This is a genomic window from Sulfuricurvum sp. (assembly GCF_028710345.1).
GTDB lineage: Bacteria > Campylobacterota > Campylobacteria > Campylobacterales > Sulfurimonadaceae > Sulfuricurvum.
This window is the reverse complement of the sequence record NZ_JAQTUH010000034.1, coordinates 1-6,772: the sequence shown is the minus strand read 5'-3', so window position 1 is coordinate 6,772 and position 6,772 is coordinate 1. Positions and strand designations below refer to the sequence as shown.

Annotated in this window: 7 protein-coding genes; all 7 read right to left on the bottom strand. The window is 45.3% G+C overall.

The features are described 5' to 3' along the window. Positions 1–151: 151 nt before the first annotated feature. The 7 genes from PHC76_RS14600 to PHC76_RS14570 are packed head-to-tail and all read right to left on the bottom strand — an operon-like array spanning position 152 to position 6,456. On the bottom strand, positions 152–994 hold the full coding sequence (locus tag PHC76_RS14600; RefSeq protein ID WP_300210670.1) for a peptidylprolyl isomerase: 843 nt from the start codon (positions 992–994) through the stop codon (positions 152–154). Between the two features lie 17 nt (positions 995–1,011). Further along, positions 1,012–1,311 (bottom strand): hypothetical protein, encoded by a 300-nt coding sequence (locus PHC76_RS14595; protein ID WP_300210668.1) that lies wholly within the window; start codon positions 1,309–1,311, stop codon positions 1,012–1,014. 51 nt (positions 1,312–1,362) lie between these two features. After that, on the bottom strand, positions 1,363–2,268 hold the full coding sequence (locus PHC76_RS14590) for a biotin/lipoyl-binding protein (RefSeq protein WP_300210666.1): 906 nt from the start codon (positions 2,266–2,268) through the stop codon (positions 1,363–1,365). A gap of 10 nt (positions 2,269–2,278) precedes the next feature. Next, positions 2,279–2,479: a DUF1656 domain-containing protein gene (locus PHC76_RS14585; RefSeq protein ID WP_300210664.1), complete on the bottom strand. Its 201-nt coding sequence runs from the start codon at positions 2,477–2,479 to the stop codon at positions 2,279–2,281. Then, positions 2,470–4,605: an FUSC family protein gene (locus PHC76_RS14580; protein WP_300210662.1), complete on the bottom strand. Its 2,136-nt coding sequence runs from the start codon at positions 4,603–4,605 to the stop codon at positions 2,470–2,472. The genes PHC76_RS14585 and PHC76_RS14580 overlap by 10 nt, the downstream gene beginning before the upstream one ends. Continuing rightward, positions 4,592–6,022: an efflux transporter outer membrane subunit gene (locus PHC76_RS14575; RefSeq protein WP_300210660.1), complete on the bottom strand. Its 1,431-nt coding sequence runs from the start codon at positions 6,020–6,022 to the stop codon at positions 4,592–4,594. The genes PHC76_RS14580 and PHC76_RS14575 overlap by 14 nt, the downstream gene beginning before the upstream one ends. Continuing rightward, positions 6,022–6,456 carry a MarR family transcriptional regulator gene (locus tag PHC76_RS14570; protein WP_300210658.1) on the bottom strand — a complete coding sequence of 145 codons (435 nt, stop codon included), beginning with the start codon at positions 6,454–6,456 and terminating at the stop codon, positions 6,022–6,024. Before PHC76_RS14570 ends, PHC76_RS14575 begins: the two co-directional genes overlap by 1 nt. Positions 6,457–6,772 lie beyond the last annotated feature (316 nt).

The window sequence follows — 6,772 nt, the reverse complement described above, 5'->3', positions numbered from 1 at the left end:
AAGCGCGTGATTTTCCGAGTGCCTCTTTGTTTGCTCGTATTAAAAAAGAGCGTGAAATGGCCATGGCCATTATCACTCAAGAGAAAATGAAATCTTTTAAAGCCTCTGTTCGGGCTTCTTTGTTGATTGTTGAATTAGCAATTATATAATTTTATTTAGAGTAAGTTATTTTTGCCTTTTCATGCAATGCTGCCATTTTTTTCTCCATGACCACTTTAAACTTATCCATTTTCAAATGTTGTTCTATAATATTTTTTACCATATCATATCCCATTTTTTTTGCAGCTTTTCGATCTTCGATATAAATGACATGGTAGCCGAATTGGCTTTGTACAGGGACGTATGAAATACTTCCTACTCTCAAAGCAAATGCCGCATCGTTAAAGGCAGGAATCATCTGACCACGTGGAAAATATCCCAAATCACCCCCTCTGGCGGCACTGGGACCAATTGATTTTGATCTCGCCTGAGCCATAAACTCACTTTTAAGTTTTTCCCCGCTCAGTGGTTTCAAAACAGCAATGATCGACTCGGCCTCAGCTTTGCTTTTGACTAAAATATGGCGAGCATGAATTTTCTCTTTATCGATAAATTCATTCGGATTCGCATCATAATAATTTTTGACTTCTTTGGTATCCACTTTGATTGCTTCAAACTGCTCTTGTTCCCACAACTTTGCCACGAGTTGCATCTTTAGACGACTGAGCAAAGCTTCTAATTCTTGCTTATACTCTTTGGAATCAAGCACCCCTGTTTTTTGAGCATCATCGTACACGAGTTCTTGGGCAATCATCCCCTCGATAATCCGATGACGCAATTCATTTTGTTTGTCGGGAGGAAGCGAGTCAAAATGCCCTTGAGTCCCTTCCATCAATACTTTGTTCACCTCTTCTGTGGTGATCTCATCATCATTGACACTCACCACTACCGCTGCCGATGCACTGTTTCCGATCAAATACAGACTCAAGCTCAACGCGGCATAATATCGTTTCATGGTTATTTCCCTTCCCCTCAAGGAGTATCGTAAGAGAGTGCCATATTGGCACACCCAAGCGCTTCTTTAGCGCGACATGCTTGTGCGTAGAGCGTTGAAGCTTTGTATTTGTTTTGTGCTGTGCCGATCCCGTTTTCATACATGCTTCCCAGACTCAAGCACCCCTTAGCATTCCCACTCTCACACGATTGAGTAAATGCACTAAGAGCATCGGTATAGCGCTTTTGATCCAATGCCGCTTTACCCTCGGATAGCGTATCGGCAAAACCCGCACTTAGCACTCCTACCAGTATTAATCCCGCTGCCTTTTTCGTCATTGTATTTCCTTGTTTTTTAATTTTTTTATACTATCGATAAGCGTATCTCTCTTATTGCTTATGGGCACTCCTTTGATCGGATTGTTTCGGAAGAATACTCACCGAGCAGGTCATTCCCGCACTGAGGTTCAGCCCTTGTGGCACCTCATCGATATGAATCCGAACCGGAACACGCTGAGCCAATCGCACCCACGTAAAAATCGGATTAACGTTCGCCAATAAACGCCCATCCGTCGTGTTATCTCTATCCGCAATCCCTCGTGCGATACTCTCCACATGACCCTTCATCACATATTTGGTTCCTAACATCTTCATCTGTGCTTGATCTCCGATGTGGATCAGTGAGAGTTTATGTTCCTCAAAATAACCATACACCCAAAACGATCCACCGGTAATGAGAGCGAGGCGTTTCTCGCCCGCTTGGACATAGTCCCCTTTGCGCAGGAGGAGATTCGACACCCACCCATCAGTTGAAGCACGAACAGAGGAACGTTCGACATTGAGTTTTGCAGTCTCAACCTGTGCCATCGCCTCTTCATATTTCGCTCTGGCAATCTGAGCATCATACGAAGCATCATCACGACTTTCCGCAGATACAACCTCATCATCCGCAGCATTTCGTCGAGAAGATTGATGTTTTTTCATCTCATATTCGGCTTTGCACGTTTGAGCAATCGCAATAGCTGCGGTAAGTGCATGGTGAAAACGGACGTCATCGATTTGATAGAGCAAATCACCTTTATGAACAAACTGATTATCGACGACAGCGACATGATTCACCAGTCCCCCGACATCTGGCGCGATCATCACGACATCGGCACGGACACGACCATCACGCGTCCACGCACTGTTCATGTAGTTGTCCCATAACATCATCCCTAAAAATACGGCGAGAGAAACAACCGCAAAGGTGATGGCAAAACGGAAAAGTTTGGCAAGTTTGGTATTTTTATTCATGGTAATTTCCTTAGCGATAAATCAGTAAACACGGTATCGTAAACAAACAGACGAATATCGCCGTCCGAAACAGCCCCGGATGCCATACATAGGTGTAAAATCCGGTATCCGACATGATCCGATCAACTAAAATCTGCAACACGGCACTGAATGCAAAAATCGGCAATAGAGTCGGCATTTGGATCCCGAAAAGCGTTATATCTAGCGGCATGAGTCCTCCTTCATCAGAGGGAATGTCGTCGAATTAAAAATGATCGTACGAATCAACGAAAATTCAATGATAAGGGTCTCATACCGTTTTAACTGAGCTTTTTCACTGGGGAATGTACCGCTGCGAAGAACAATGAGCGCAGCATCCAATCGGTTCAATAACGTTTCACGCGCTGAATCTTGGGGCGATTCAAAATAGCTCTTTATCGATTCCAACGCAATCGTGAGATGAATCGAATGAAAATCTTCTTGAAGCCGTTTCAAACTCCGACGTATCATTAAAATCGCGCGTCCGATTTCGAGCGTCGCCAAAAGCCATTCAAACACCAAACGGCTGGAACGCATATTGAGCCGCCCCTGTGTCGAAAACTGCTGCACCAAATCCCGTCCGGTACTCTCCAATGCACCTCTCTCTATCGTTAATTCCCCTTCACACACCCGCATGATCTGCCGTCGAAGGATCTTAGAGACCCGTTGCTGTGTCAAGGAACACGACCAAAAATTGACGAGTAAATAGGCCATGCCGCCGAAGATTACACCGATCAATGCCGCCAGAGAGCTCTCCAAAAATTTGGTAGGGTCAATCTTATACAGTGGGTCAAGCGCACACTGACTCATAAACATAAAGACAAAACCGAACGAAAAAATCGCTAACTTAGGCCGTGTCGTCATCCATCCGACGAATGCTAAAACTGGAGCAAGAAAAATTCCCAAAGTCAGAAGATCAGACGTGTACGCCGGTATAAGCAAAAAATCATACACAGCGGCAAAACCGAGCGCAAGAACAGAACCTTTAAAAAAATCCTTGACTCCGTCAATCGGGCTGGGCAAAGTTCCGAGCAACAATCCGATGACCACCGCCATCGTAATCGTCAGTGTCGCGTACGGCCATGCCGTCCATATCCAAAACATCATGGTGAGAAGCAGTACTCCGCTCCCGCGCAAAGCCGCCAACGCGACCAGAACATTATCGGTATGGGTCGCAAAACGGACGGTTCGGCTCAGCTCTTTGTTTGCATCGCCCGAAAGGCGATGTTTCAGCAAGGAGAGATAGGTGACACAGTGGTTATGTAGTTCGTTTAAAAGCCGTATTATCAGGTAACCTGCGGAGATATAGGTGTCATCTTCATGCCGTTTTTGCTCATAGCGTTCCTGAACACACGTTTTGGCTTCTAACAACTTTCCGACGACATGATTCAAATCCTCTGGATCGACAACCGTATTCGGGCGTGTCTGCAAAGCGAATGCAATCGGTTCATAGAGGTATTCCAATGCCGCTAATAGTTCATGCCGTTCGTTTTCTTTGATGGCGGCAACCATGCTTTTGAGAGAGTGGAACGTGGTGGAGAGGTTCATATATTCATGATTGAGATGGCTGTAATGCTGACGCTCTTTTTGGTCGCTTCCGCTTTCATACGCACTGTTGATCCGCACCGCATTTAGCCCGACGACACCGCTCGAAAAGCGTGATACGGCTGGGTTGGTCTCATCAAATGCCGCAAATACCGCTTTGGGATCGGCGAGAGTGGTGAGGATGTTGCCGAAACGCTCCCGCTCAGCGGTGAGAAGCGAATCGGAGAGATGACGCGGAAAAATGATGTCACTGATAATCGTAGCACACATAATCCCCACCACCACTTCCGAAAAACGCGATACCGCAATGTCAAATATCTCCAACGGAGTTTCGATCACAGGAAGCGCTACAATGCAGAGGGTATACCCAGCCAATACAAATCCATACGATTGAAAATTACGGTATTTAAATCCTGCTGCGGTACAAAGACCGATCCAAAGGGCAAAAAAACCTATGAACCACAGCGGATCCTGAGCAAAGAAACCCATCATAAGCAGCGACATCCCCACCCCGACCATCGTACCGACGACACGATAATAGCTTTTCGAGAAAACCAACCCGCTTTGCGGTTGCATCACGATAAACACCGTAAAAATAGCCGTTCTCGGATCAGGAAGGTTGAGCTTCATCGAGATCCAAAGCGCACTCAATCCTGCAACCGTCGCTTTGAGCATGTAGATCAAAATCGGAGCATCTATACTCAGCCACTCATTGAATGCACGTCGCCACAGGAGGGGTTGAAATACATTCACAGCATAATTAACGGCTCGCATTGGTATCCTCTGTGTATCCGCCACCCAGTGCTTTGATCAGATTGATCTGAAGAAGCGTTTTTGTTTCATTGAGGCTCAAAGTAGCGATTTGCGATTCTTGGACCGTTTTTTGGGCAGAGAGATACGAAAGTTTATTGCTCAGCCCACTCAGAAGCCTTTTTCGCTCGATCTCCCGATTGGCGATATGCGCGGCTATTTCATCGTGATGCAGCAGTTGTTGTCGATTCAAGAGTTTGGATTGTTTTAAGAGCATCACAACCTCATTCGCAGCTTTGATGACAACCCCGTTGTACTCATACACCAATGCATTGTAATCGCTGAGGCTGTTTGCCAAACGAGCATCCCGTTCCCCCCCATCGAACAGCGGAAGCGACAAAGCGATTCCCAGCGAGGGGGTATACGAAGAATGATCAATGAGCTTGGAGAAGCTAAAAGAGGTAAACCCGATAGCACCCGATAGACTGATATTCGGATAATACTGAGCCTTCGACTCTTCAATCGTATAATTTTTGCTCAAAACCGTGTATTTGGCTACGGTGACATCGGGACGGTGTGCTAAGAGGTTGAGAACCACCTCTTTCGGAATCGGTAGCGTTGCCATATCGTTGATTCGCGGTCGTTTCCAGCTTTGCGCATTCGAGGGGAGAAACCCTCCTAAAACACATAAAGCCTCTTTTTTCCCCTCAATAGAGCGTTTCAGTTCCTCAGTCCGCTGCTGAACCTGTAACGAAGTGGCTTTTTTTTCGTTCATCGCCAGCGCATCGCTCAACCCCAAGCGATACTGTCTTTCAGCAATTGCACGCTCTTGGTTGATTGTTTGCTCCATCTCCCTCAATACATCCAGCTTTTCTTCATCATAGTTCCATGAAACATAGAGTTCACATATCGCACTGCTCAGAGCGATCTTAGCCGATTCGATAGATCCCCTTTGCGCTAATGCCGTATTATAGGCGGCAGAAATACGAGATTTCCGTTCATTCCAAAAATCAAAATCATAATCAAGTACCAATTGCGGCATATACTGAGTATTCGTACTTCCCCCGAGCGGTGCGGGAAAAATATGATTTTCGCTAAAGCGCTCACGTACCACGCTCGCATTGGCACCAATATGAGGGGTATTTCGGGATTGAATCGCATCAATGATACTGTTAGCTTGGGCATACCGGGCTTCGAGAACCTGTAAACTCGGCGCTTTCACAAGCGACTCATCCACAATTCGATTCAACTGCGTATCTCCGAGCAGTCTCCACCAATCTCGAACAAGCCCCCCATTCTCTTTATCGCTCAAAGCGAGCATTTTTTCCAGATCACCGTTTATCTGAGTATCTTGCATGGGAGTCGCTTTTTGAATTGCCGGAACACATCCCGACACCACAAAAAGTACCGTAGTGAGATACAGTAGCCGCAAATAGTCCATTATTTTGTACTTTTTAGATTCTCATAAATTAGCTGAAGCATGTTAGAGAGTTCCGCTTTTTGTGTCGTTGATAAGCCATCTAACGCTTTATCCATCACATCTTCACCCATTTTGATCAGTAGGTCTCGCAGTTTTGCCCCCTCTGGGGTAATCGTTACGATGTACGCTCTTCGATCATTCTCTTTGGCCGTGCGCTTGACCAGCCCTTTTAGCTCCAGTTTATCGAGCATGAGGGTGAGATTGGATTGTTCAAAGTAGGTATCTTGCGCCAGTTCTTTTTGCGTCAATCCCTCTTTTTCGGATAACCGAATGAGAATAACTCGATGAGCATACGACAGCCCGTACGGTTTTAGCTCGTTTTCAAACTCATTTTTGAGTACATTGCGCGCTTTCGCGATGAGAAAAGCGATCGACTTATCGGATTCGAAACCCATGCGTATCCTTTGAAAAATTTTCGGGATTGTAGAGCAGTGGAGCTTAAATAGTTATTATAATAACTATTATATAAATAATTAAATTATGAACAAAATATTGGATAGGCTATTTTACGCGAAACAACAGATTCGATGCGGTGATATTTAAAAAAACGAAAGGGAGAAATCCCGCAAAAGCGGGAGAGTTTCGAATGCTTCTTTGTTGATCGCTCAGCTAATACAAGAGTGACAATGAGTTTTAGATAAGTAATGTGTTTAAAAGACTGGGGGTTAATTCAATTCCACCGTGCAATCATCAGTTTTTGGTTTATATTGA